Annotated in this window: 20 protein-coding genes and 1 tRNA gene; 17 read left to right on the top strand and 4 right to left on the bottom strand. The window is 59.1% G+C overall.

Annotation, left to right across the window (positions count from 1 at the left end; translation table 11 throughout):
- Nucleotides 1-44 precede the first annotated feature (44 nt).
- Nucleotides 45-1,274 (top strand): multifunctional CCA addition/repair protein, encoded by a 1,230-nt coding sequence (locus tag NK667_RS30390; RefSeq protein WP_054616830.1) that lies wholly within the window; start codon nucleotides 45-47, stop codon nucleotides 1,272-1,274.
- A 100-nt stretch (nucleotides 1,275-1,374) separates the two neighbouring features.
- On the opposite strand, the gene folK is transcribed toward NK667_RS30390, so the two are convergent.
- Complete coding sequence (gene folK, locus NK667_RS30385; RefSeq protein WP_054044147.1) at nucleotides 1,375-1,893, bottom strand: 2-amino-4-hydroxy-6-hydroxymethyldihydropteridine diphosphokinase; 519 nt, start codon at nucleotides 1,891-1,893, stop codon at nucleotides 1,375-1,377.
- Nucleotides 1,884-2,240: a dihydroneopterin aldolase gene (folB, locus tag NK667_RS30380; protein WP_008051601.1), complete on the bottom strand. Its 357-nt coding sequence runs from the start codon at nucleotides 2,238-2,240 to the stop codon at nucleotides 1,884-1,886. Before folB ends, folK begins: the two co-directional genes overlap by 10 nt.
- Before the next feature lie 74 nt (nucleotides 2,241-2,314).
- Between folB and plsY the strand changes: the two genes are divergently transcribed.
- Nucleotides 2,315-2,884 carry a glycerol-3-phosphate 1-O-acyltransferase PlsY gene (plsY, locus tag NK667_RS30375; RefSeq protein ID WP_054044148.1) on the top strand — a complete coding sequence of 190 codons (570 nt, stop codon included), beginning with the start codon at nucleotides 2,315-2,317 and terminating at the stop codon, nucleotides 2,882-2,884.
- A gap of 35 nt (nucleotides 2,885-2,919) precedes the next feature.
- Here plsY and tsaD read toward each other — a convergent pair whose 3' ends face one another.
- Nucleotides 2,920-3,945: a tRNA (adenosine(37)-N6)-threonylcarbamoyltransferase complex transferase subunit TsaD gene (tsaD, locus tag NK667_RS30370; RefSeq protein ID WP_054044149.1), complete on the bottom strand. Its 1,026-nt coding sequence runs from the start codon at nucleotides 3,943-3,945 to the stop codon at nucleotides 2,920-2,922.
- A gap of 199 nt (nucleotides 3,946-4,144) precedes the next feature.
- On the opposite strand from tsaD, the gene rpsU reads away from it, so the two are divergent.
- The 7 genes from rpsU to NK667_RS30335 all read left to right on the top strand — a co-directional run bounded on the left by rpsU (nucleotide 4,145) and on the right by NK667_RS30335 (nucleotide 13,673).
- Entirely contained in the window at nucleotides 4,145-4,360 is a 216-nt protein-coding gene (rpsU, locus tag NK667_RS30365; protein WP_002551877.1) for a 30S ribosomal protein S21, read from the top strand.
- Nucleotides 4,361-4,843: 483 nt separating this feature from the next.
- A complete protein-coding gene (gene dnaG, locus NK667_RS30360; RefSeq protein WP_054044151.1) occupies nucleotides 4,844-6,823 on the top strand; it encodes a DNA primase in 1,980 nt (659 codons plus the stop codon).
- A gap of 67 nt (nucleotides 6,824-6,890) precedes the next feature.
- Nucleotides 6,891-8,741 carry an RNA polymerase sigma factor RpoD gene (rpoD, locus tag NK667_RS30355; RefSeq protein ID WP_054616831.1) on the top strand — a complete coding sequence of 617 codons (1,851 nt, stop codon included), beginning with the start codon at nucleotides 6,891-6,893 and terminating at the stop codon, nucleotides 8,739-8,741.
- Between the two features lie 123 nt (nucleotides 8,742-8,864).
- Complete coding sequence (locus NK667_RS30350; RefSeq protein WP_054616832.1) at nucleotides 8,865-12,611, top strand: bifunctional diguanylate cyclase/phosphodiesterase; 3,747 nt, start codon at nucleotides 8,865-8,867, stop codon at nucleotides 12,609-12,611.
- Between the two features lie 15 nt (nucleotides 12,612-12,626).
- A tRNA-Ile gene (locus tag NK667_RS30345) sits at nucleotides 12,627-12,703 on the top strand.
- 209 nt (nucleotides 12,704-12,912) lie between these two features.
- A complete protein-coding gene (locus NK667_RS30340; RefSeq protein ID WP_054616833.1) occupies nucleotides 12,913-13,236 on the top strand; it encodes a DUF4258 domain-containing protein in 324 nt (107 codons plus the stop codon).
- A 5-nt stretch (nucleotides 13,237-13,241) separates the two neighbouring features.
- Nucleotides 13,242-13,673 (top strand): helix-turn-helix domain-containing protein, encoded by a 432-nt coding sequence (locus NK667_RS30335; RefSeq protein ID WP_054617223.1) that lies wholly within the window; start codon nucleotides 13,242-13,244, stop codon nucleotides 13,671-13,673.
- Nucleotides 13,674-13,736: 63 nt separating this feature from the next.
- Here the strand turns inward: NK667_RS30335 and NK667_RS30330 are convergent, their stop codons facing one another.
- Entirely contained in the window at nucleotides 13,737-16,088 is a 2,352-nt protein-coding gene (locus tag NK667_RS30330) for a glucose/quinate/shikimate family membrane-bound PQQ-dependent dehydrogenase (RefSeq protein ID WP_054616834.1), read from the bottom strand.
- A gap of 182 nt (nucleotides 16,089-16,270) precedes the next feature.
- On the opposite strand from NK667_RS30330, the gene NK667_RS30325 reads away from it, so the two are divergent.
- From NK667_RS30325 to pqqD, 8 genes are all read left to right on the top strand, one after another.
- Nucleotides 16,271-16,732: an Lrp/AsnC family transcriptional regulator gene (locus NK667_RS30325; protein ID WP_054044155.1), complete on the top strand. Its 462-nt coding sequence runs from the start codon at nucleotides 16,271-16,273 to the stop codon at nucleotides 16,730-16,732.
- Between the two features lie 259 nt (nucleotides 16,733-16,991).
- Nucleotides 16,992-18,674 carry a flavin monoamine oxidase family protein gene (locus NK667_RS30320; protein WP_054044156.1) on the top strand — a complete coding sequence of 561 codons (1,683 nt, stop codon included), beginning with the start codon at nucleotides 16,992-16,994 and terminating at the stop codon, nucleotides 18,672-18,674.
- A gap of 12 nt (nucleotides 18,675-18,686) precedes the next feature.
- Entirely contained in the window at nucleotides 18,687-19,481 is a 795-nt protein-coding gene (locus NK667_RS30315; RefSeq protein WP_054044157.1) for a carbon-nitrogen hydrolase family protein, read from the top strand.
- Nucleotides 19,482-19,529: 48 nt separating this feature from the next.
- Nucleotides 19,530-21,962, top strand: coding sequence for a pyrroloquinoline quinone biosynthesis protein PqqF (gene pqqF, locus NK667_RS30310; RefSeq protein ID WP_054616835.1), 2,433 nt, complete (start codon nucleotides 19,530-19,532; stop codon nucleotides 21,960-21,962).
- A gap of 157 nt (nucleotides 21,963-22,119) precedes the next feature.
- Nucleotides 22,120-22,194 carry a pyrroloquinoline quinone precursor peptide PqqA gene (pqqA, locus tag NK667_RS30305; protein WP_009045898.1) on the top strand — a complete coding sequence of 25 codons (75 nt, stop codon included), beginning with the start codon at nucleotides 22,120-22,122 and terminating at the stop codon, nucleotides 22,192-22,194.
- Between the two features lie 73 nt (nucleotides 22,195-22,267).
- Nucleotides 22,268-23,179, top strand: a complete 912-nt coding sequence (pqqB, locus tag NK667_RS30300) for a pyrroloquinoline quinone biosynthesis protein PqqB (protein ID WP_054044159.1) — start codon at nucleotides 22,268-22,270, stop codon at nucleotides 23,177-23,179.
- 129 nt (nucleotides 23,180-23,308) lie between these two features.
- Complete coding sequence (pqqC, locus tag NK667_RS30295) at nucleotides 23,309-24,061, top strand: pyrroloquinoline-quinone synthase PqqC (protein ID WP_054616836.1); 753 nt, start codon at nucleotides 23,309-23,311, stop codon at nucleotides 24,059-24,061.
- The gene (pqqD, locus tag NK667_RS30290) at nucleotides 24,058-24,333 is read left to right on the top strand and encodes a pyrroloquinoline quinone biosynthesis peptide chaperone PqqD (RefSeq protein WP_054616837.1); all 276 of its coding nucleotides are present in this window, start codon (nucleotides 24,058-24,060) and stop codon (nucleotides 24,331-24,333) included. Before pqqC ends, pqqD begins: the two co-directional genes overlap by 4 nt.
- Nucleotide 24,334: the final 1 nt, after the last annotated feature.

Here is a 24,334-nt window from a genome sequence, read left to right as displayed (position 1 = left end):
AGTTCGACGCAACGGTTATTCTGTCGAGCTAACGGAGGTTTTTTATGCAGATTTATAAAGTTGGCGGCGCCGTACGCGATCGCCTGCTGGGCAAGCCTGTCACCGATATCGACTGGGTCGTGGTAGGCGCCACCACCGAAGAAATGCTCGCCAAGGGTTTTCGCCCGGTGGGCTCGGACTTCCCGGTGTTTCTTCACCCAAAAAGCGGTGAGGAATACGCCCTCGCCCGGACCGAACGCAAAAGCGGACGCGGTTACGGCGGCTTCACCTTCCACGCCAGCCCCGAAGTTACCCTCGAAGAAGACTTGATCCGCCGCGACCTGACGATCAACGCCATGGCCGAGGATGATCAACAGAATCTGACCGATCCTTACCATGGCCAACGCGATCTCGAAGCGCGCTTGCTTCGTCACGTTTCCCCCGCGTTCGCCGAAGATCCGCTCCGGGTACTGCGTGTTGCCCGCTTCGCCGCGCGCTACGCAGCGCTTGGTTTCACCGTCGCACCGGAGACGCTGGAGCTGATGCGTCAGCTCAGCGATTCTGGCGAACTGGAGGCGCTAACCGCTGAACGCAGCTGGAAGGAAATTTCCCGCGCCCTGATGGAGGATCAGCCACAGGTGTTCATCGAGGTGCTGCGCGCGTGCGGTGCTCTCAAGGTGCTGATGCCAGAGGTCGACGCGCTGTTCGGCGTCCCGCAACCGGAAGCGCATCATCCGGAAATCGATACCGGCGTGCACACCCTGAGCGTGCTGGAACAAGCGGCTCTGCACAAACAACCGCTGACAGTGCGCTGGGCGTGCTTGCTGCATGATTTGGGCAAAGGCCTGACCCCGGAAGCGGAATGGCCTCGACACATAGCCCATGAGCACACGGGGCTGAAGCTGATCAAAGTGGTCAACGAACGGTTCAAGGCACCGAAGGATTGTCAGGAACTGGCATTGCTGGTCGGCCAATATCACACTCACGGACACCGAGCCCTGGAGCTGAAGCCGTCGACGTTGCTGGAGTTGCTGCAGAGTTTCGACGTTTATCGGCGACCGCAGCGGTTTGAGGAGTTTATTGCGGCGTGTGAGATGGATGCTCGTGGGCGCAAGGGCCTGGAGCAACGAAGTTATCCACAGGCGAATTATTTGCGTGGGGCGGCTTCAGCGGCGCGAGGTGTCGCTGTGCAGCCGTTGCTGGAGAAGGGATTTAAAGGGCCGGAGCTGGGCGAGGCGATCAAGCGGGAGCGGCTTAAGGCGTTGAAGGCCTATAAAGAATCGGCGTCTGCCTGAAAAGCTTCGCGGGCAAGCCTCGCTCCTACAGGGGGCGTGTCGTTTGCAAACGACTCGAATCCTGTAGGAGCGAGGCTTGCCCGCGAAGGCGTCTTGAGCCTCACAACAAATTCGAAGGGGTCAGTTGCTCACCGCGCCACTCAAACGCCACCGGCGCCAACACCTGATCAATCTGTGCTTCTGCCCACAAGGTCGCGAAGCTTTTGCCTACGCCCGGATGCACTCTGTCCGGCGCAATCAGCGACAACGGCCACAGCACGAAGGCATTTTTCAGGATCTCTGCCCGGGGCAGGATCAACCCATCGAAGTTACCCACCAGATCACCGAACAACAACACGTCGATATCCAGGGGCAAACCCTTGCGATCCGGCGCGTAACGGCCGTTGTCCGCCTCGATGAATTTCAGCCGGCGATCGAGTTCCACCAGTGGCAGGTCAGTGAACGCCGACACCACGAAATTGAAGAACGGACCACTCTTGATTCCCACCGGCTGGCTTTCAAACACCGCCGAGCAGCGGATATCCACCAGAAAACCCGCCAGGGCTTCCAGGCCAGCCTGCAAATGGGCTTCGCGCTCGATATTGCTACCGAGCCCGAGGTAAACCTGAGTCAGCGACATCCGCGCTCGATCTCCACGCCCACGCCACCGGTGGCCGCCGGCACAGCGCCCGGCTTGGTCAGTTTGAGGCGCATCCAGGTGATCTTGAATTCGCTCATCAACACTTCAACCAAACGCTCGGCAAAGGTCTCGACCAGTTGGAACTGCGCCTGCTCGGCGAACGCCTGGATACGCGACGAAACGCTCGCATAATCGAGCGCCAGGGTCAGGTCATCGCCAGCCGCTGCCGGGCGATTGTCCCAGGCGAAGCTCAGGTCCAGTCGCAGACACTGGCGGATGCCTCGTTCCCAGTCGTAGGCACCAATCACGGTGTCGACTTCCAGGCCCTCGATAAACACTCTGTCCAAGCACTTTTCTCCGCTGCACGACAAGGGCGCAATGCGCCGTTAGAATCAGGGCGTCCTCGCCCGGAATAGTTAGCATGTTTTGGTTATTGGCGACCTTCGCCTACCTGCTCGGCTCTCTGTCCTTCGCCATTTTGCTCAGCCGCCTGACCGGTAACCCGGATCCGCGAATGAGTGGCTCGGGCAATGCCGGCGCCACCAACATGTTGCGCCTGGTCGGCAAGAAACTCGCCGTCCTCACCTTGCTCGGCGACCTGTGCAAAGGCTTGTTGCCCGTACTGATCGCCGCTGTTGCCGGCCTTTCGCTACAAGAACAGGCCTGGATCGGCGTTTATGCCGTCATCGGCCACCTGTTCCCAATTTACTTCCGCTTTCGCGGCGGCAAGGGTGTCGCCACCGCGGCCGGCATGTTGCTGGGTCTTTACCCGCCGGCTGCCTTGCTGGCGGTTTGCGCCTGGCTGCTGACGTTCTACCTGACCCGCACCAGCTCACTGGCAGCGCTGATCGCTACACCGCTGACCCTGCCATTGCTCGCCTGGCAAGAGCCGGCGGCATTGCTGCCCATGAGCGCGCTCACGGCGTTGATCGTCTGGCGGCATCGCGGCAATCTACGCGACCTGTTTGCAGGGCGCGAACGGCATTTTTAAATACCGCACATGAGCGCCGCTCATCGCTCTCGCCATCAAAGCGCCGACAACTGCTCCATCGGCCAGCGCGCCTGCACGCTGATCGCCAGGCTTTCATGCTGACCTGCCTGCAAACGCTGACAACCGGCAAACGCAATCATCGCGCCGTTATCGGTGCAGAACTCGGGACGCGCATAAAACACGTCGCCCTTCATGTCACCGAGCATTTTTTCCAGTGAAGTGCGCAAAGCCTTGTTGGCGCTAACGCCCCCAGCAATCACCAGACGCTTCATGCCGGCCGCTTTCAGGGCGCGCTTGCACTTGATGGTCAAAGTCTCCACCACGGCTTGCTGGAACGCCAGCGAGATGTCGCAACGGGCTTGCTCGCTGTCGTCCCCGGCGCTGACGCATTGCTGCCAGGTATTCAGGGCGAAGGTTTTCAAGCCGCTGAAGCTGAAAGCCAGGCCCGGACGGTCGCACATCGGACGCGGGAACGTGAAACGCCCTGCAACCCCTTGCTCCGCCAGGCGCGCGATTTCCGGACCACCCGGATAATTGAGGCCCATCATCTTCGCGGTCTTGTCGAACGCTTCACCGGCAGCATCGTCGAGGGTCTCGCCCAACAACGTGTATTGACCGATCCCGTCGACCTGAACCAGCTGCGTATGGCCGCCCGACACCAACAAAGCGACGAACGGGAATTCCGGCGGTTGCGGCTCCAGCATCGGCGCCAGCAAGTGACCTTCCATGTGGTGCACGCCGAGGGCCGGAATGCCCCAGGCAAAGGCCAGCGCCTGGGCGCAGGACGCCCCCACCAGCAGCGCTCCGACCAGGCCGGGGCCGGCGGTATAAGCGATGGCGTCGATCTCGGTCGGCACGCAGCCAGCTTCCGCCAACACCTGACGAATCAAGGGCAGCATGCGTTTTACGTGATCACGCGAGGCCAGCTCCGGCACCACACCGCCATAGGCGCGATGCAGGTCGATCTGGCTGAACAGCGCGTCGGCCAGCAAGCCGCGTTCACTGTCATATAATGCGACACCGGTTTCGTCGCAGGAGGTTTCTAATCCCAGTACTAGCATGGGTTTGCGCCTTGTTTAGGCTAGATTCGAAGGCGCGCATAATAGTCGCCATGGGATGCCCCGACTAGCGGTTTTCGATCAGAGGCTTTGCATTCCGGTCGATGAGGAGTTAACATCCGCAACCCTTAAAAACCGACGTCTTCAAGTGCTCTTTTGCCGCGAGGATGTTGACCCCGGTAATGAATGAAGGTAGCTCTGGATGCCAGCCGTCAAAGTAAAAGAGAACGAACCCTTCGACGTAGCTCTGCGTCGTTTCAAGCGCTCCTGCGAAAAAGCCGGTGTACTGGCTGAAGTTCGTAGCCGCGAATTTTACGAGAAGCCAACTTCTGAGCGTAAGCGCAAAGCAGCAGCCGCTGTTAAGCGTCACGCCAAGAAAGTACAGCGCGAACAGCGCCGCGCCGTTCGTCTGTACTAATACACAGACGTTCGTAGCAAGCTTCTGCCAAGCCCGGCCCTCAGCCGGGCTTATGGCATTTGCGTAAAACGCTTGATGCTTCGCCGTCTACGCCGCAGATGCGACTCGGACAAACCTGCTTCACAGCGTCAGACCTGGCTCTTTTGCCAGCGGTGCACGTCTTTTCTGACGAGCCTTCCAAGGCTACTGACGAGCACACCCACTGATTCCTCTTACGACGATCAGCCCAAGGCACCTGCTTGCGTGCCCGCTTATTGAGCTATCCGAGGCCATCAATTGGCCGTAGCGGATTTTCAGCGCAACACTTTCAAATAGTCGAATACTGAATGGTACTAACGTCAGTGGATTTTCGGCAGATACACTTCCCGACAGCGATTACGCAGACGACACCGGTCGAGCCACATATAAGTGTGCCTCAAGCAACGACCCGCGTTCGTTCGCCGTTCGTTTTGGATCCGTTTCAGCGCAGATGACGAGAACGCCATGGCCGGGCTAATTCCCCAGAGCTTCATTGACGACCTTCTGAACCGCACCGACATCGTCGATGTGGTCAGCTCGCGCCTGCAAATGAAAAAAGCCGGCAAGAACTACACCGCCTGCTGCCCGTTCCACAAAGAGAAAACCCCATCTTTCAGCGTCAGCCCCGACAAACAGTTCTACTACTGCTTCGGCTGCGGCGCTGGCGGTAACGCCCTCGGCTTCATGATGGACCACGACAACCTGGATTTCGTCCAGGCCGTCGAAGAACTGGCCAAAGCCGCCGGCATGGAAATCCCCCGCGAAGAAAGCGGCCGACCGCACAAACCGCGGCAGCCGACCGATTCGCCGCTGTACCCGCTGCTCACTGCCGCCGCCGACTTTTACCGGCAGGCGCTGAAAAGCCACCCATCGCGCAAAGCTGCCGTGGATTATTTGAAAGGCCGCGGCCTGACGGGCGAAATCGCCCGGGACTTCGGCCTCGGCTTCGCCCCGCCCGGCTGGGACAATCTGTTCAAGCACTTGAGCAGCGACACCCTGCAACAGAAAGCCATGGTCGATGCCGGCCTGCTGATCGAGAACGCCGAAACCGGCAAACGCTATGACCGCTTTCGCGATCGCGTGATGTTCCCGATCCGCGACAGCCGCGGGCGCATCATTGCCTTCGGTGGCCGCGTACTGGGCGACGACAAACCGAAATACCTGAACTCACCGGAAACCCCGGTATTCCATAAAGGCCAGGAGCTCTACGGCCTTTATGAAGCACGCAAGAACAACCGCAACCTCGACGAAATTATCGTCGTCGAAGGCTACATGGACGTCATCGCCCTCGCCCAGCAAGGCCTGCGCAATGCCGTCGCGACACTGGGCACCGCAACCAGCGAAGAGCACTTGAAGCGACTGTTTCGCGTCGTGCCCAATGTTTTGTTCTGTTTCGACGGCGACCAGGCTGGCCGCAACGCTGCATGGCGAGCACTGGAAGCGGCGCTGCCGTGCCTGCAGGACGGTCGGCGTGCACGCTTCCTGTTCCTGCCCGAGGGCGAAGACCCGGATACGCTGGTCCGCTCCGAAGGCACAGATGCCTTCCGCGCGCGGATCAATCAGCACGCACAACCGCTAGCCGATTATTTCTTTGAGCAACTGACCGCCGAATCAGACCCGCGCTCGCTCGAAGGCAAGGCCCATATGGCCACCCTCGCAGCACCGCTGATCGATAAAGTGCCGGGCGCCAACCTGCGCATCCTGATGCGTCAACGTTTGACCGAAATCACCGGCCTGACTGGCGAAGCCGTCAGCCAGCTGGTGCACAGCGCTCCTCAGGACGCGCCGCCGACCTACGATCCGGGCATGGATTACGACGCCATGCCGGACTACAGCGACTACAGTCAGCCTCAAGCGCAAGACATGTACGCGCCGCAGCAGGAATGGACGCCAAAGAAACCCGGCGCCGGCGGCAAGAAGTGGGACAAGAAACCCTGGGACAAGAATGGCAAGCGTGGCGGTGATCGTGATCAACCGAGTGCCCCGCGCACGCCGATTGCCGTCGAAGCACCAACACTGATCGCATTGCGCACGCTCATTCATCACCCGGACTTGGCCGGCAAGGTAGAAACCGCCGACCACTTCGCCAATGAGAGCAACACTTACGCTCAGTTGCTGGTGGCCCTGATCGGAGCAGTGCAAAAAAATCCTAAGCTAAACTCAATTCAGCTAATGGCCCGTTGGCACGGGACCGAACAGGGGCGTTTGCTCAAGGCATTAGCGGAAAAGGAATGGCTGATTGACGGTGACAACCTTGAACAACAGTTTTTAGACACCATTACTAGGTTATCCGCCTCTCAACACACGGATAGCCTGGAAGAACTAATCAGAAAAGCAAGGCAGCCAGGACTGACCGCGGAGGAAGCAAATCAGATCGCAAATCAGATGCGCGACCTATTAAAACGCAATATGGCTGTATCAACCCCGACCTCAACTGGCGCGTGAGGTCATAGCTCAGGTATAATCCTCGGCTTGTTTTTTGCCCGCCAAGACCTTCAGTGGATAGGGTGTTATGTCCGGAAAAGCGCAACAGCAGTCTCGTATCAAAGAGTTGATCACACTTGGTCGTGAGCAGGGTTACCTGACTTACGCGGAGGTCAACGACCACCTGCCGGAGGATATTTCAGATCCGGAACAGGTGGAAGACATCATCCGCATGATCAACGACATGGGGATCAACGTATTCGAGGTTGCGCCAGATAAGGATTCCCTTATGCTGGCCGACGCCGATACTGACGAAGCCGCGGCCGAAGAGGCAGCAGCAGCGTTGGCAGCGGTCGAGACCGACATTGGTCGCACCACCGACCCAGTGCGCATGTACATGCGTGAAATGGGTACGGTAGAGCTCCTCACTCGTGAAGGCGAAATTGAAATCGCCAAGCGTATTGAAGAGGGCATCCGTGAAGTGATGGGCGCAATTGCGCACTTCCCTGGCACGGTTGACCACATTCTGTCCGAATACACTCGCGTCACCACCGAAGGTGGCCGCCTGTCCGACGTCCTGAGCGGTTATATCGACCCGGACGACGGCATTGCGCCGCCTGCAGCCGAAGTGCCGCCGCCTGTCGATCCGAAAGCCGTGAAAGCGGATGACGACACCGACGACGAAGAAGCTGAAGCCAGCACCGACGACGAAGAAGAAGCCGAAAGCGGTCCGGATCCGGTCATCGCAGCACAGCGTTTTGGCGCTGTCTCCGATCAGATGGAAATCACCCGCAAGGCGCTGAAGAAGCACGGTCGTGGCAACAAGGCGGCAATTGCCGAACTGGTGCTGCTGGCTGAGCTGTTCATGCCGATCAAACTGGTGCCGAAGCAATTCGAAGGCCTGGTCGAGCGTGTTCGCAGTGCCCTGGATCGTCTGCGTCAGCAAGAGCGCGCGATCATGCAGCTCTGTGTTCGTGATGCGCGCATGCCGCGTGCCGATTTCCTGCGCCAGTTCCCGGGCAACGAAGTCGACGAAAGCTGGTCCGACGGCTTGGCTAGAGGCAAAGGCAAATACGCCGAAGCCATTGGTCGCCTGCAACCGGACATCATTCGTTGCCAGCAAAAGCTGATCGCGCTGCAAACCGAAACCGGTTTGACGATTGCCGAGATCAAGGACATCAACCGTCGCATGTCGATCGGTGAGGCCAAGGCCCGCCGCGCGAAGAAAGAGATGGTTGAAGCGAACTTGCGTCTGGTGATCTCCATCGCCAAGAAGTACACCAACCGTGGCCTGCAATTCCTCGATCTGATCCAGGAAGGCAACATCGGTTTGATGAAAGCGGTAGACAAGTTCGAATACCGCCGCGGTTACAAATTCTCGACTTATGCCACCTGGTGGATCCGTCAGGCGATCACTCGCTCGATCGCCGACCAGGCCCGCACCATCCGTATTCCGGTGCACATGATCGAGACGATCAACAAGCTCAACCGTATTTCCCGGCAGATGTTGCAGGAAATGGGTCGCGAACCGACCCCGGAAGAGCTGGGCGAACGCATGGAAATGCCTGAGGACAAGATCCGCAAGGTATTGAAGATCGCTAAAGAGCCGATCTCCATGGAAACCCCGATCGGTGATGACGAAGACTCCCATTTGGGTGACTTCATCGAAGACTCGACCATGCAGTCGCCAATCGATGTTGCTACCGTTGAGAGCCTTAAAGAAGCGACTCGCGAAGTTCTGTCCGGCCTCACTGCCCGTGAAGCCAAGGTTCTGCGCATGCGCTTCGGTATCGACATGAATACCGACCACACCCTCGAGGAGGTTGGTAAGCAGTTCGACGTGACCCGTGAACGGATTCGTCAGATCGAAGCCAAGGCGCTGCGCAAGCTGCGCCACCCGACGAGAAGCGAGCATTTGCGCTCCTTCCTCGACGAGTGATCACAGAACCCCCGGCCCAGGCCGGGGGTTTTGCTTTTTGCAGATAAAATCCCCCGCAATACCCCCCCGCCGAATTGCCCGTCTACACTCGAAACATTCCCCCCGAGCCATAACGAGACCGTTATGCCCAGATTGTCGACCGTGCTTTTTTTGCTGTCGCTGATGACCTGGACCGCAACGGCTGGCGCGCTGACTCTCACCGACGAAGAACGTAGCTGGCTGGCGGCTCACCCGGACTCGCGTCTGGGCGTCGATGCGTCTTGGCCACCCTTCGAGTTCCGCGACGAGCAGAACCGTTATCAGGGCCTGGCTGCGGATTATATAAACGTGATCCGCCAACGCCTGGATATCAAGCTCACGCCCATCGAGCCGGTGAGCTGGACGGTGGTCCTGGAACAGGTCAAACAGGGCAAGCTGGATTTGCTGCCGGGCATCATGTCGACGCCAGAACGCCAGACCTACCTGTCATTCACCCGCCCCTACCTGGATTTTCCGATTGTCATCCTCGCCCATGTCGGCGGTGCCCAGCCGCGCAAAATCGAGGACCTGTACGGCCTGAAAATCGCCGTGGTGGAAAACTATGCGCCCCATGAACTGTTGCGCACCCATCACCCGGACCTGAATCTGGTGGCGATGCCCAACGTCAGCTCGGCGTTGCAGGCGTTGGCCACCGATGAAGTGGATGCCGTGGTCGGCGATCTGGCCTCCAGCGTCTGGAGCCTGCGTCAGCTCAAGCTCGACGGGCTCTATGTCAGCGGCGAGACGCCCTATCGCTATCAATTGGCGATGGCAGTGCCGCAGAAAAACAAAATGCTCGTCGGCATCATCGACAAAGTCCTGGCGGACATGAGTTCGAGTGAAATCAGCACCATCCAAGAGCATTGGGTGGGTAACGTCCTCGATCATCGGACTTTCTGGTCCGACTTGCTGGTTTACGGCTTGCCGGGCCTGCTGTTGCTGATGATCGTTCTGGCAATGGTCATCCGGATTAACCGCCGACTGAGTTCGGAAATTGCTCGACGGATCGATCTGGAGCAGGAACTGCGTAGCAGCGAATACCACTATCGCGGGCTGGTGGAGAGTCTGTCCGCCATTGCCTGGGAAGCGCGAATCAGCGATTTCACCTACAGCTACGTGTCGCCCCACGCCGAAGACCTGCTCGGCTATCCCCTGTCCCATTGGCTGATCCCGGGATTCTGGCGCAACATCATCCACCCCGCCGACCTGACCCGCGCCCAGACCTTTTGCGATCACGAAGTGCTGGCCGGTCGCGATCACAGCGTCGATTACCGAGTCATCACCGCCGACGGTCGCTGTCTGTGGGTACGCGATATCGTCAGCCTGATCGAGCACGGCCATGAGCCGGTGCTGCGCGGGCTGATGATCGACATCAGCGATGCCAAGCGCACCGAAGAGGCATTGCGCCTGTCGGAACAGAAATTCGCCTCGGTGTTCCAGCAATGCCCGGACATCCTGGTGATTGCGCGGCTTTCCGATGGCTGCCTGCTGGAGGTCAACGAAGCGTTTGAAGAACAGATCGGGCTCAAAGCCGTGGACGTCATCGGCCAGACCGCCACCGATTTGAATATCTGGGGAATTCCAGGGGTCGGCCCAGGTTTGCTGCAGCGGTTGCAGGCCGGCAGTATCCGCAATCTGGAAATGCCCTTTCGCCGCAACAACGGCCAGGTGTTTACCGGCCTGATTTCCGCCGAGCCGTTCGATCTCGACACCACGCCCGCTCTGGTCGTGGTGGTGCGCGACATCAGTCAGCTCAAGGAAACCCAACAACAGCTGCAAACTTCCGAGGAGAAGTTCGCCAAAGCCTTCCACGCCTCGCCTGACGGCTTGCTGCTGTCCCGGCAGAGTGATGGCCTGCTACTGGAGGTCAACGAGGGCTTCAGCCGCATTACGGGCTTCAACAGCGCGATGTCAGTGGATCGTTCGGCGCTGGACCTGGGCATCTGGGTCAATCTGAACGAACGCAAACAGATGCTCGATTTGCTGCACCGGGACGGCTTCGTACGGGACTTCACCTGCCATATTCGCCGCAATGACGGGCAAATCCGCCTCTGCGAGGTGTCGAGCCGTCCGCTGCCGATTGGCGATGAAGATTGCATGCTGACCATCGCCCGGGACATCACCGAGCGGCACTTGATGCAGGAAAAACTGCAACAGGCCGCCACCGTGTTCGAGAGCACCGCAGAAGGCGTGTTGATCACCGACACCCAACAGCACATCAGCGCGGTCAACCGCGCGTTTACCGAAATCACCGGTTACAGCGAGAGCGAAGCTCTGGGCCACACTCCTCGCTTGCTCGCCTCGGGCCTGCATGACAGCGCGTTCTATGCGGCGATGTGGCATCAATTGACCGATGAAGGACACTGGCAAGGCGAGATCTCCAACCGGCGCAAAAACGGTGAGCTCTATCCGAGCTGGCTGACCATCAGCGCCGTGCGCAACCGCGACAAGTTCATCACCCACTTTGTCGCCGTGTTCGCCGATATCTCCAGCCTCAAGCACGCCCAGGCCAAGCTCGACTATCAGGCCCACCACGATCCGCTCACCGGTCTGCCGAACCGCACACTGTTCGAAAGCCGACTGCTGACTGCGCTTAACAACCAGCAGGAAAACGGTGGCCAGGGTGCAGTGCTGTTTCTCGACCTGGACCGCTTCAAGCACATTAATGACAGTCTTGGTCACCCGGTCGGCGATCTGCTGCTCAAGGGCATCGCCGTACGCCTGAAAGAGCAACTGCGGGACATCGACACCGTGGCGCGCCTCGGTGGCGACGAGTTCATCATCCTGCTACCTGGCCTGCAGCAAGCCACCGATGCCGATCACATCGCCACCAAACTGCTCAATTGCTTTTCGGCGCCATTCCAGGCTGGCGAGCACGAGTTTTTCATCAGCGCCAGCATCGGTTCCAGCCTGTACCCCAAGGACGGCTGCGACGTTGCAACCCTGGTCAAAAACGCCGATGCGGCGATGTACCGCTCCAAGGCCAAGGGCCGCAACCGGGTCGAGAGCTACACCCGCGACCTCACCGCCCAAGCCAGCGAACGCGTGGCGCTGGAACACGAACTGCGCCGCGCCATCGAGCGCAATGAGCTGCACCTTTTCTATCAACCGAAAATCAGCCTCGACGATCATCGGCTGGTCGGCGCCGAAGCACTCATTCGCTGGCGTCACCCGACTTTCGGCGATGTCCCGCCGGAACATTTCATTCCCCTGGCCGAAGAAAACGGCATGATCCTGCAGATCGGCGACTGGGTGCTCGAGACCGCGTGCCGGCAGATGTTCGAATGGAATCAGCTCTACACAAGCCTCGGCCCGCTGTCAGTGAACCTTGCCGGAGCGCAACTGCGCCAACCGAACCTGCTTGGTCGCATCGAACAATTGCTCAAGGACAACCGTCTCAAACCCGGTTTTCTGCAACTGGAAATTACCGAAAACTTCATCATGAGCCAGGCTGAAGAAGCGCTGGCCGTGCTGCACCAACTCAAACGCCTGGGCGTGCAATTGGCGATCGACGACTTCGGCACCGGCTATTCATCCCTGAGCTACCTCAAACGCCTGCCGCTGGACATCCTCAAAATCGACCAGTCTTTCGTCCGCGGACTGCCGGACGATCCCCACGACGCGGCCATTGTGCGAGCCATCATCGCCCTCGGCCGCAGCATGCAATTCACCATCATCGCCGAGGGCGTCGAAACCCAGGCACAGCAAGAATTCCTCGCCACCGAAGGCTGCGAACAGATCCAGGGCTACATCGTCAGCCTGCCATTACCGCCCGAGGAATTCGCCGCGACGTTTCTTCGTATAGCCGTATCGGATTTTTCGGATAGCACAGCCGAGAAACCGTCGCTATAATCCGCGGCCTACTGAGGGCCTATAGCTCAGTTGGTTAGAGCAGGGGACTCATAATCCCTTGGTCGTAGGTTCGAGTCCTACTGGGCCCACCAAACAAAAAAGCCGCGTATTTACGCGGCTTTTTCGTGTCTGGCGTACTGGTTATTCCAAGCACTTTTTTCTTAAAAAGCAGCTGAAATGTCCAAAAAGTGTCCACATTGATTTGCCAATGAAATGATGTCATCCGCTGACACACACGTGAAATTGACAAACCAACCTTGAACTTTAGGATGGCTCAACCTATAAATACTATAGAAAACTAATGAGCCCTCTTCTCCCCTTTCCACTACCTAAAAATAAAGCTCTTGAAATCATCCGCGAGCTTTCGCAGGTATCGGCACGCATCTTCTATTCTCCCCACGCCAAGGCGCGGATGATTGAGCGGGGCGTAACCATGCCGGATGTAATGGACTGTCTAGGTAAAGGGCATATTACCGAGGGGCCGTTTCAGCAGCCTGGAGGTGACTGGAGATTTACCATTTCCTGGTTCAGAGCTGGGTCACCTCTCCAGATTGTCGGCGCGATCGACATTGATCACGACGGGACATTTCTCGTCATAGTGACCGCGATACAAAAGAAGGGATGAATTATATGTACCACTACGTAGAAAGCGGCCTGCCGAACGTATGGCTTAGCAACGGCTTCGTGGTGAAAGAGACCGCTTATGGCGAGTCTGTTGCCATCACAGATGTGAAAGGCCTACATGATGTAATAGGCAAGGCTATAGCCGGGAAACCTTCGGTGCTGACAGGCGCTGAGTTTAGATTTTTGAGAAAGGAACTTGGGCTATCTCAAGAAAGCCTCGCTGAAATCGTTGGTCTGACGAGTCAGGCCGTAGCCATCTGGGAAAAAACCGACAAAATCCCGATGGTGAACGATCGGTATTTGCGGGGACTTTATCTTGAGGCTAAAACTGGCGAAGCGGATCTGATGTCGGCTATCAATACCATCAACAAACTGGACCACGAACTCTACAAACTGAATCTCGAGTTTGAAGGTGAATGGCACAAAGCATGCGCATAAACCTGGACACGTAAAAAAGCCGCGTATAAACGCGGCTTTTTCTTACCTGCAATTCCCCCTTACTCAGGGCAACGCATACGCAATCACATAGTCCCCCCGATCCGACGACTGCCGCGCGCCACCCACGGTCAGCAAAATGTATTGCTTACCAGTCTTCGGCGAGACGTACGTCATCGGCCCCGACTGACTGCCCACCGGCAAACGCGACTTCCAGATCTCATTACCGTTGCCCGTATCGAAAGCACGCAGATAGAAATCCTGAGTCCCGGCGAAGAACAGCAGCCCCGACTGAGTTGCCAGCGAAGCGCCCAGGGTCGGCATGCCGATCGGGATCTGCAAGTGCATGCGAATCCCCAGCGGCCCGGTGTCTTGCACGGTGCCGACCGGAACCTGCCACATCAGTTTGTGGGTCTTGAGGTCGATGGCGGACATGGTGCCAAACGGTGGTTTCTGGCATGGGATGCCGGCGGCCGAGAGGAAGCGTTCGCGCATGGCGCCGAACGGTGTGCCCTCTTGCGGCACGACGCCCATTTCGATGCCGCTGGCCCCGGCGGCGATCTTGTTGCGCGGGATCATGTAGTTGGCCAGGCCCAGGCGCATGTCGTTGACGAACATGTAGTTGGTGTTCGGATCGACCGAGACGCTGCCCCAGTTCATGCCGCCCAGGGAGCCCGGGAATTGCAGCGCGCGATCAAGGCCCGGCGGCGTGTAGACGCCTTCGTGGCGCATGCCTTTGAACTGGATGCGGCACATCAACTGGTCGAACGGCGTGGCGCCCCACATGTCGGATTCGGTCAGGGTCTGGTTGCCGATTGACGGCATGTCCACCGAGAACGGCTGGGTCGGCGAGTAGCGTTCGCCGGGTACGTTGCCTTGAGGTACCGGGCGTTCTTCGACCCGCGCTATCGGCACACCGGTTTCGCGGTTGAGCAGGAAGATCTCGCCCTGTTTGGTGACTTGCGCCAAGGCTGGCTGGGTGCCGCCCTTGTCGTCCGGCACATCGTAGAGCAGCGGTTGCGCCGGCAGGTCGAAGTCCCAGAGATCGTGGTGAGTGGTCTGGAAGTGCCAGCGCACCTGACCGGTCTTCACGTCAATGGCGACGATGGACGAGTTCCACTTGTCATCGAAGGACGTGCGTTGGCCGCCGAAGAAGTCCGGGGTGGCGTTGCCGGTGGGCAGGTAGACCAGACCGAGTTTGGCGTCGTAGGACATGGCCGACCACACGTTCGGCGTACCACGGGTGTAGGTTTCGCCAGCCGGAGGGCGTTTGGTCGTGTTCGGGTTGCCCGGATCCCACGCCCATACCAGCTCGCCGCTGCGCACGTCGTAGGCACGCACCACGCCTGGCGGTTCGCCGGTGGAGTAGTTATCGGCCACGCGACCGCCGACGATCACCACATTGCCGGCGACCAGCGGGGTCGAGGTTTGCTGGTAGTAACCGGGTTTGACTTCGCCCATGTCGGTTTTCAGGTCGACGGTGCCTTTGTCACCGAAGTCTTCGCAGGGCTTGCCGGTGTCGGCATTGATGGCGATCAGGCGCGCATCGCCGGTCGGCAGAAACAGACGTTTCGCACAGGCGGTTGGCTGGTTATCCGCAGACACAGGGGTTTCGGAGTACCCCAGGCCACGGCAGCGTTGCCAGTTCGGCGCGGTGCCTTGGGGATCGAACTTCCAGCGCTGGGTGCCAGTGTCGGCGTCCAGGGCGAAGACTTTTCCGTAGGCGGTGCAGGTGTAGACCGTGTCACCGATTTGCAACGGGGTGTTCTGGTCTTCAGCGCCAGCGCCGGTGCTTTGCGGGATATCGCCGGTGTGGAAGGTCCAGGCCACCTGCAACTTGTCGATGTTGCCTTTGTTGATCTGGTCCAGCGCGGCGAAGCGATTACCGGCGGTGGTATTGCCCCAGTGAGCCCAGTCCTTCTGCTCGGTGCCCGGCGCGACCGGTGTTACCGCAGGTTCACTGCTGGCCTTGACCACATGGGTCGGCACAAACATGTAGGCCAGCGTGGCGACTACACCGACACCCAGAATACCGGCCAAGCCGTAAGCGCCACGCCCTGCCGTGGCGCCGGAAGCGCGCACCAGCGTCGGATAAATCAGCGCGATAACCAGGCCGATCACGGCGAACGTCAGTACCCGCGAAACCAGCGGCCAATACTCGAAACCGCTGTCCCACACCGCCCAGATCGCCGTCAGGATCAACGCCAGGCCATACAGCCAGGCACCTTGCGGCTTGCGCCGGGCAATCATCAGCCCGCAAATCAGCATCGCCAGGCCCATCAGCAGGAAGTACCAGCTCCCGCCCAACGTCACCAGGTAAGCACCGCCACCTGCCAGGCCGAGCCCGATCAACGCGATCAGGACACCCAGCCCCAACAGCAACCATTTGCTGCCGGCGGCAGCCCCAGAATTATTCATGTCGGAAGTTTTCCCCATTTGTGACAAGGGAGAAATGATGTACTACCTAGTTACTTATGGCAATTTGTCGCAGGCAAAATGTTCTGAACGGTACAAAACCAGGCTTAAATAACCGCCACGAGCGCTGTGTGGGATGTGTCTGTAACATGCTGCCCATTGATGCATGCCGCTGGAGAAGCCCCTTGCCTGACACTCGTCCACCCGTGCTCGACGAAATCGACCGCCAATTGATCGCGGCTTTGCAAATCAACGCCCGGGAAAGCGTAGCCATGCTCGCCCGGCAACTGGGTATCGCGCGCACCACAGTAACTTCGCGATTGTCGCGGCTGGAAAAAGCCAAGGTGATCACCGGTTACGGCGTGCGCCTCGGACAGCGTTTGGTCGATGGCGGCTTGCAGGCGTATGTCGGGATAACGGTGCAGCCACGCTCGGGCAAGGAAGTGTTGCGCCGATTGAGTGCGATGGCTCAGGTTCAGCAGTTGTGTGCGGTGAGTGGCGAATTTGATTATGTGGCGTGGTTGCGTACTGAGTCACCGGAGCAGCTGGATCAGTTGCTGGATCAGATTGGCAGCGTGGACGGAGTGGAGAAGACCACCACTTCGATCATCCTGAGTAGCAAGATTGATCGGGGGCAGCCGGTTTAGACACTGCTCATGTGGGAGCGGGCTTGCTCGCGAATGCGGTGGGTCAGCTAGCAGCAACGGTGACTGATACTCCCTCTTCGCGAGCAAGCCCGCTCCCACAATGGTCAGTGTGTAGCAACAGATCGTCATATTGATCAATCAAATAGCAAAACGACGACACATTGCGTCTTATTAACGTGTTCTACGCTCTCTAGAATGGCTGCCATCTTTTCCTATACTCAGACGCGCATCCTGCGTCGGGTCGCCAGCAAGGTCAGCCATGAACAAGAACAATCGCCATCCTGCAGACGGTAAGAAACCAGTCACCATTTTCGGCCCGGACTTTCCTTTCGCTTTCGACGACTGGATCGAGCACCCGGCCGGCCTGGGCAGCATTCCTGAGCATAATCACGGTGCCGAAGTGGCGATCGTCGGCGCAGGCATCGCCGGTTTGGTGGCGGCCTACGAGTTGATGAAGCTGGGCCTCAAACCCGTCGTCTACGAAGCCTCGAAGATGGGCGGTCGCCTGCGCTCCCAGGCGTTCAACGGGACCGATGGCATCGTCGCCGAATTGGGCGGGATGCGCTTCCCGGTGTCGTCTACCGCGTTCTACCACTACGTCGACAAACTCGGCCTGCAGACCAAGCCTTTTCCGAACCCGCTGACGCCCGCGTCGGGCAGCACGGTGATCGACATCGAAGGCAAAACCCATTACGCACAGAAACTGGCGGATCTTCCTGCACTGTTCCAGGAAGTGGCTGACGCCTGGGCGGATGCACTGGAAGCCGGTTCGCAATTCGCCGATATCCAGCAAGCGATCCGTGACCGTGACGTGCCGCGCCTCAAGGAATTGTGGAACACCCTGGTTCCGCTGTGGGACGACCGCACCTTCTACGACTTCGTCGCGACCTCCAAAGCCTTCGCCAAACTCTCGTTCCATCACCGCGAAGTGTTCGGTCAGGTCGGCTTCGGCACCGGCGGCTGGGATTCGGACTTCCCGAACTCGATGCTGGAAATTTTCCGGGTAGTGATGACCAACTGCGACGATCACCAGCACTTGGTCGTCGGTGGAGTCGAACAAGTCCCGCAAGGCATCTGGCGCCATGTGCCAGAACGCTGCGTGCACTGGCCCGAAGGCACCAGTCTCAAGTCTTTGCACCGAGGCGCGCCGCGCTCCGGGGTCAAAAAAATCGCCCACGCCGCTGACGGCCGTTTTGCGGTTACCGACAACAACGGTGACACCCGCGAATACGCCGCCGTACTGACCACCTGCCAGAGTTGGCTGCTGACCACCCAGATCGAATGCGACGAAACCCTGTTCTCGCAAAAGATGTGGATGGCCCTCGACCGTACCCGCTACATGCAGTCGTCGAAAACTTTCGTGATGGTCGACCGCCCATTCTGGAAAGACAAGGATCCGGAAACCGGCCGCGACCTGATGAGCATGACCCTCACCGATCGCCTGACTCGCGGCACTTACCTGTTCGACAACGGCGACGACAAGCCGGGCGTGATTTGCCTGTCGTATTCGTGGATGAGCGACGCGTTGAAAATGCTGCCGCACCCGGTGGAAAAACGCGTGAAGCTGGCGCTGGATTCGTTGAAGAAGATCTACCCGAAAGTCGATATCGCCGCGCGGATCATCGGCGACCCGATCACCGTGTCCTGGGAAGCCGACCCGCACTTCCTCGGTGCCTTCAAAGGCGCCCTGCCCGGCCATTACCGCTATAACCAGCGCATGTACGCGCACTTTATGCAGGACGACATGCCGGCCGAGCAACGCGGGATTTTCATCGCCGGCGACGACGTTTCGTGGACGCCAGCGTGGGTTGAAGGCGCGGTGCAGACCTCGCTCAACGCGGTGTGGGGCATCATGAAACACTTCGGCGGTGAAACTCACGCCGAGAACCCGGGTCCAGGAGATGTGTTCAACGAGATCGGTCCGATCGCCCTGCCCGAGTAAGAGGAATCCGAAATGCGCGTAGCCCTTTACCAATGTCCACCGCTGCCCCTGGACGTCGCCGGCAATCTGCAACGCCTGCATCAACTGGCGCTGGAAGCCAAAGGCGCCGATTTGCTGGTGGTGCCGGAGATGTTCCTGACCGGCTACAACATCGGCGTCGACGCGGTCAGCGTCCTCGCCGAGGTGCATAACGGTGAATCGGCGCAGCAGATTGCGCGCATTGCCAAGACTGCCGGGATCGCCATTCTGTATGGCTACCCCGAGCGCACCGAAGACGGCCAGATCTACAACTCGGTGCAGTTGATCGATGCGAATGGCGAACGCCTGTGTAACTACCGCAAGACGCACCTGTTCGGTGATCTCGATCATTCGATGTTCAGCGCTGGCGGGGATGATTTCCCGCTGGTTGAGCTCAATGGCTGGAAGCTGGGTTTCCTGATCTGCTACGACATGGAGTTCCCGGAAAATGCTCGGCGCCTGGCCATGGCCGGTGCCGAACTGATCCTGGTGCCGACGGCGAACATGATTCCCTTCGATTTCGTCGCCGACGTCACCGTCCGTGCCCGAGCCTTCGAAAACCAGTGCTATGTGGCCTACGCCAACTACTGCGGCCATGAAGGCGAGATCCAGTATTGCGGCCAAAGCAGCATCGCCGCACCCGATGGCAGCCGCATCGCCCAGGCTGGTCTGGATGAAGCGTTGATTGTCGGCGAGCTGGATCGGCAGTTGATGGTCGATTCCCGCGCAGCCAATCGCTACCTGATTGACCGCAGGCCTGAGCTTTACGGCGCGCTGAACAAGCGCTGAGTCCCTGTTATCCGCTAGCATTAGCGCTTCTCTGTACTGGAAGTGCTCATGCCTGCGCTGAATCATCCCCGCCCCCACACTGAAACCCTGGCCAACGGCCTGCGGGTGACGCTGCGCCATGCCCCCGATTTGAAGCGCAGTGCTGCGGCGTTGCGGGTGGCTGCCGGCAGTCATGACGTGCCTCTGGCGTGGCCCGGCCTCGCGCATTTTATCGAGCATCTGCTATTTCTCGGCACCGAGCGTTTTCCTTCCGGCCAAGGGCTGATGGCTTACGTCCAGGGGCACGGCGGGCAAGTGAATGCACGCACCAGCGAGCGCACCACGGATTTCTTTTTTGAGTTGCCGCCGCAGACATTGGCCGGTGGGTTGGAGCGTCTGTCAGACATGCTCGCTCACCCGCGTATGAATCTGGACGATCAATTGCGGGAACGGGAGGTTTTGCAGGCCGAATTTGTGGCCTGGTCCCAGGATGCGGCAGCGCAACAGCAACTGGCGCTGTTCAATGGGTTAGCGGCGGCGCACCCGTTGCGGGCGTTTCATGCCGGCAATCGCGACAGTCTGCCGGTGCCGCAACCTGAGTTTCAGCAGGCGTTGAAAGACTTCTATCAGCGGTTTTATCAGACCGGGCAGATGACCTTGAGCCTGGCGGGCCCGCAAACCATTGATGAACTCAGGACGATGGCAGAGGCGTTCTCCGCCGCTATTGCCATAGCTGAAAAAGCCCCTCAGGCAATTCCCACAGCGTTAATGGATTCTTCCGACAATAGTTATCAACAGGTCAGCGAATCGCGCCTGGATCTGCTGTTCACGTTCGAAGCGCTCCCAGAGTCGTCTCCTGAAGCGTTGGCGTTCTTGTGCCATTGGTTGAACGCCGCGAAACCCGGTGGCTTGTTGGATAAGCTGCAAAAACGCGGACTGGCAGGCAGCCTGAAAGCCGCGCCGCTGTATCAGTTCGCCGGGCAAACCTTGTTGCACATCGAATTCAAGTTGCTCGCCAACGCAACGCCTGCCGCCATCCGTGAGCAACTGATGGATTGGCTGGAGTTCTTTGCCGCCCAACAAAACTGGAGCGGTTTACGCGAAGAGTACGCAGCCCTGTTGCAACGCCAACAGCAAGTCAGCGGCGCTTTGCAATTGGCTCAGCGAGACACCGAACAACTCGGAACCGAGCTATCCGAACAAGGTGTCGCTGCCCTCAAGGACATCCTGAAACAAATCGGCGCTGTGGATAACTTCAGCGGCGAATGGCAATTGCCGGCACCCAACCCGTTTTTGCGTTCCGAGGCGCCCGCCGCCAATGCCGGATTGATTCGTGGCCAGACCAGCGCCCACCGTGGCCTGCGCACGTTTGCCCAGGATCGATCGCGCGGTCGTCGTGAACGCTCGTCAATGCAATTCAGCACCGCGCTGCCGGGCAACACCGATGAAGGCGCGATTTATCTGCGCTGGCGCCTGGATTCGGCGCCGGATAGCCGGCTGCAATCGAGCCTGGAAAACCATCTCCAGCCATTGCGCGAAGATGCTCGTCAGGCCGGTGTGGACTTTTCCTTCAGCGCAGCGGGCAATGAATGGCTGCTGAAGATGACCGGTCTGCAAGAGCCAATGCCGACTGTCCTCGAACACGCGCTGACCGCTCTGACAAAGATTGATGCTGATTTCCCACAAACAGAACCGAAAAGCCCTGCATTGATACCGATTCGGCAGCTACTCAAAGTGCTGCCTGAGCGTTGTCTAGAAAACTCCGCCGTTTCAGCCGACCTGCCACAGCTCTGGTCGAATGCCGGTTGGGATGGCCTGGCAATCGGCCTGTCCGCCCAGACCCAAGCGGCCATGGGTGTAGCGCTGAGTCGTATCCCCGGTGTTGCGGACAATCAACTGACACCGCCGCCCTCAATCAACTCACAGCATGTGTGGAACACCGTCGACACCGGCTCTAGCGAACACGCGCTGCTGCTGTTCTGTCCGACCGCCACTCAGGAAATCTCCGACGAGGCTGAGTGGCGCCTGCTCGCCCATTTAATCCAGACACCGTTCTACCAGCGCCTGCGGGTCGAGCTGCAACTGGGTTATGCGGTGTTCAGCGGACTACGCCAGATAAACGGCCAGACCGGGTTGCTGTTTGGCGTGCAATCCCCGAGCGTTGCCGCCGCGGATCTGCTGGAACACATCCAGCACTTCCTCAACGAACTGGGCGATCTGATTCAAGGCCTCGACGACGCGACGTACCTGGCACAGCGACAAGCCCTCGCTGATCAATTCGACAACCACGCCCTGCCCAACGTCCAGGCCGCCGAACTGCTCTGGCAGGCCAAACTCGCCGGCCACTCGTCGGATTACCTGACGCAACTTCCTGAAGCAATTTTAAAGATCGACCGCCAGGTACTGCTCGCCGCCGCGCAACGGCTGAACAACGCCGAAGGTGGCTGGCGCGGCCTGGCCAGCGAGGCTTGTCCGGGTGCGCCTTGGCAAGGGGCGAAATGATCATTACCGAGGCTGCAATTAGCTTTCTCAAAGTTTCACGGGCAACGGCTCTGTAATTTTGAGTAACATAGCCACCTAACTATCTGAACATCTCCGGCTGGAGGTGGACTATATGTATAGGTCTCAACTGTCCCATCCACCTGAAAGGAGCACTCTTATGTCCTGGTCCAAACCTGCTTACACCGACCTGCGTATCGGCTTTGAAGTCACCATGTACTTCGCAAGCCGCTAAGTTTGTCTTGTCGTACAGCGCCTCGGTCTGCCGGGGCGTTTTTATTTTCAGCGTTCAAAATGATGGAGCGGCCATGTTTGTCCAGATTCTAGGTTCCGCCGCCGGCGGTGGTTTCCCGCAGTGGAATTGCAACTGCGTGAACTGCGCAGGCTTTCGCGACGGCAGCCTGAATGCCAAGGCGCGTACCCAATCTTCCATCGCGATTTCCGATGATGGCGTGAACTGGGTGCTGTGCAACGCTTCGCCGGACATCCGCGCCCAACTCCAGAGCTTCACCCCGATGCAACCGGGCCGCGCCCTGCGCGACACCGGCATCAGCGCGATCATCCTGATGGACAGCCAGATCGACCACACCACCGGTCTGCTCAGCCTGCGTGAAGGTTGCCCGCATCAAGTCTGGTGCACCGACATGGTCCACGAAGACCTGAGCACCGGTTTTCCGCTGTTCACCATGCTGACTCACTGGAACGGTGGGCTGAACTGGAACCGCATCGAACTCGACCAGAGTTTCAGCATCCCGGCCTGCCCGAACCTGCGTTTCACTCCGCTGCCATTGCGCAGCGCCGCCCCTCCCTATTCGCCACACCGCTTCGACCCGCACCCGGGCGACAACATCGGCCTGATCGTCGAAGATCTGAGCACCGGCGGTAAACTGTTTTACGCACCGGGCTTGGGCAAAGTCGACGCACCGTTGCTGGAGATCATGGCCAGCAGCGATTGCCTTCTGGTGGACGGCACGATGTGGGATGACGATGAAATGCAGCGCCGTGGCGTCGGCACCCGCACCGGTCGGGAGATGGGCCATCTGGCGCAGAACGGCCCCGGCGGCATGCTGGAAGTGCTGGAACAACTGCCCGAGCAGCGCAAAGTACTTATCCACATCAACAACACCAACCCGATTCTCGATGAGAATTCGCCGGAGCGGGCGGAGCTGGTTCGGCGCAATGTTGAGGTAGCGTATGACGGCATGGGTATTGTGTTGTAGCTAATGGCCTCTTCGCGGGCAAGCCTCGCTCCTACACTTGGAACGCATTCCCATGTAGGAGCGAGGCTTGCCCGCGAAGGCTTCAGATCAGACACCAACGAATTAACCGGTCGTACCCGGAGAACCGAAATGACTGACACCGCAATGTCCTCCACCGAGTTCGAAGCCGCTCTGCGCGCCAAAGGCGCCTATTACCACATCTACCACCCGTACCACGTGGCGATGTACGAAGGCCGGGCGACTCGCGAGCAAATCCAGGGCTGGGTCGCCAACCGCTTCTACTATCAGGTGAACATCCCCCTGAAAGACGCCGCGATCCTCGCCAACTGCCCGGACCGCGAGATCCGTCGCGAGTGGATTCAGCGTTTGCTGGACCATGACGGCGCCCCTGGCGAAGACGGCGGCATCGAAGCCTGGTTGCGTCTGGGCCAAGCCGTTGGCCTCGATCCGGATCAGTTGCGCTCCCAGGAACTAGTGCTGCCCGGCGTGCGTTTCGCCGTGGACGCCTACGTCAATTTCGCCCGTCGGGCCAGTTGGCAGGAAGCCGCCAGCAGCTCGCTGACCGAACTGTTCGCACCGCAGATCCACCAATCGCGCCTCGACAGTTGGCCGCAGCATTACCCGTGGATCGACCCAACCGGTTACGAGTATTTCCGCACGCGTCTGGGTCAGGCCCGTCGCGATGTCGAGCACGGACTGGCGATCACCTTGCAGCACTACACGACGCGGGAAGGCCAAGAGCGCATGCTGGAAATTCTCCAGTTCAAACTGGATATTCTTTGGAGCATGCTCGATGCCATGACCATGGCCTACGAGCTGAATCGCCCGCCGTATCACAGCGTGACCGAGCAACGGGTCTGGCATAAAGGAATCACCTTATGAGTTTCGATCGCAGCAAGACCCCAACCTGGCGTACCGGCTACCGCTTCCAGTACGAACCGGCGCAAAAAGGACACGTGCTGCTGTACCCGGAAGGCATGATTAAACTCAATGAAAGCGCCGCGCTGATCGGCGGTTTGATCGATGGCGAGCGAGATGTCACGGCAATCATCGCCGCACTCGATGCGCAGTTCCCCAGCGTGCCGGAGCTCGCTGAAGACATCGAGCAATTCATGGAGGTCGCCCGTGCTCAGCACTGGATCGAACTTGCCTGAT

Source organism: Pseudomonas nunensis, from assembly GCF_024296925.1.
GTDB lineage: Bacteria > Pseudomonadota > Gammaproteobacteria > Pseudomonadales > Pseudomonadaceae > Aquipseudomonas > Aquipseudomonas nunensis.
Note: the sequence above shows the minus strand (reverse complement) of the source record. Positions and strands in the feature narration are given on the sequence as shown.

Excerpts from the sequence above, each read along its gene's own strand:
- rpoD (WP_054616831.1), top strand. The coding sequence starts at position 6,891 with ATGTCCGGAAAAGCGCAACAGCAGTCTCGTATCAAAGAGTTGATCACA.
- NK667_RS30315 (WP_054044157.1), top strand. The coding sequence starts at position 18,687 with ATGCGCGTAGCCCTTTACCAATGTCCACCGCTGCCCCTGGACGTCGCC.
- pqqB (WP_054044159.1), top strand. The coding sequence starts at position 22,268 with ATGTTTGTCCAGATTCTAGGTTCCGCCGCCGGCGGTGGTTTCCCGCAG.
- NK667_RS30320 (WP_054044156.1), top strand. The coding sequence starts at position 16,992 with ATGAACAAGAACAATCGCCATCCTGCAGACGGTAAGAAACCAGTCACC.
- dnaG (WP_054044151.1), top strand. The coding sequence starts at position 4,844 with ATGGCCGGGCTAATTCCCCAGAGCTTCATTGACGACCTTCTGAACCGC.
- pqqF (WP_054616835.1), top strand. The coding sequence starts at position 19,530 with ATGCCTGCGCTGAATCATCCCCGCCCCCACACTGAAACCCTGGCCAAC.
- NK667_RS30330 (WP_054616834.1), bottom strand. The coding sequence starts at position 16,088 with ATGAATAATTCTGGGGCTGCCGCCGGCAGCAAATGGTTGCTGTTGGGG.
- NK667_RS30390 (WP_054616830.1), top strand. The coding sequence starts at position 45 with ATGCAGATTTATAAAGTTGGCGGCGCCGTACGCGATCGCCTGCTGGGC.
- NK667_RS30340 (WP_054616833.1), top strand. The coding sequence starts at position 12,913 with ATGAGCCCTCTTCTCCCCTTTCCACTACCTAAAAATAAAGCTCTTGAA.
- NK667_RS30335 (WP_054617223.1), top strand. The coding sequence starts at position 13,242 with ATGTACCACTACGTAGAAAGCGGCCTGCCGAACGTATGGCTTAGCAAC.
- plsY (WP_054044148.1), top strand. The coding sequence starts at position 2,315 with ATGTTTTGGTTATTGGCGACCTTCGCCTACCTGCTCGGCTCTCTGTCC.
- NK667_RS30350 (WP_054616832.1), top strand. The coding sequence starts at position 8,865 with ATGCCCAGATTGTCGACCGTGCTTTTTTTGCTGTCGCTGATGACCTGG.
- rpsU (WP_002551877.1), top strand. The coding sequence starts at position 4,145 with ATGCCAGCCGTCAAAGTAAAAGAGAACGAACCCTTCGACGTAGCTCTG.
- folK (WP_054044147.1), bottom strand. The coding sequence starts at position 1,893 with ATGTCGCTGACTCAGGTTTACCTCGGGCTCGGTAGCAATATCGAGCGC.
- pqqD (WP_054616837.1), top strand. The coding sequence starts at position 24,058 with ATGAGTTTCGATCGCAGCAAGACCCCAACCTGGCGTACCGGCTACCGC.
- tsaD (WP_054044149.1), bottom strand. The coding sequence starts at position 3,945 with ATGCTAGTACTGGGATTAGAAACCTCCTGCGACGAAACCGGTGTCGCA.
- pqqC (WP_054616836.1), top strand. The coding sequence starts at position 23,309 with ATGACTGACACCGCAATGTCCTCCACCGAGTTCGAAGCCGCTCTGCGC.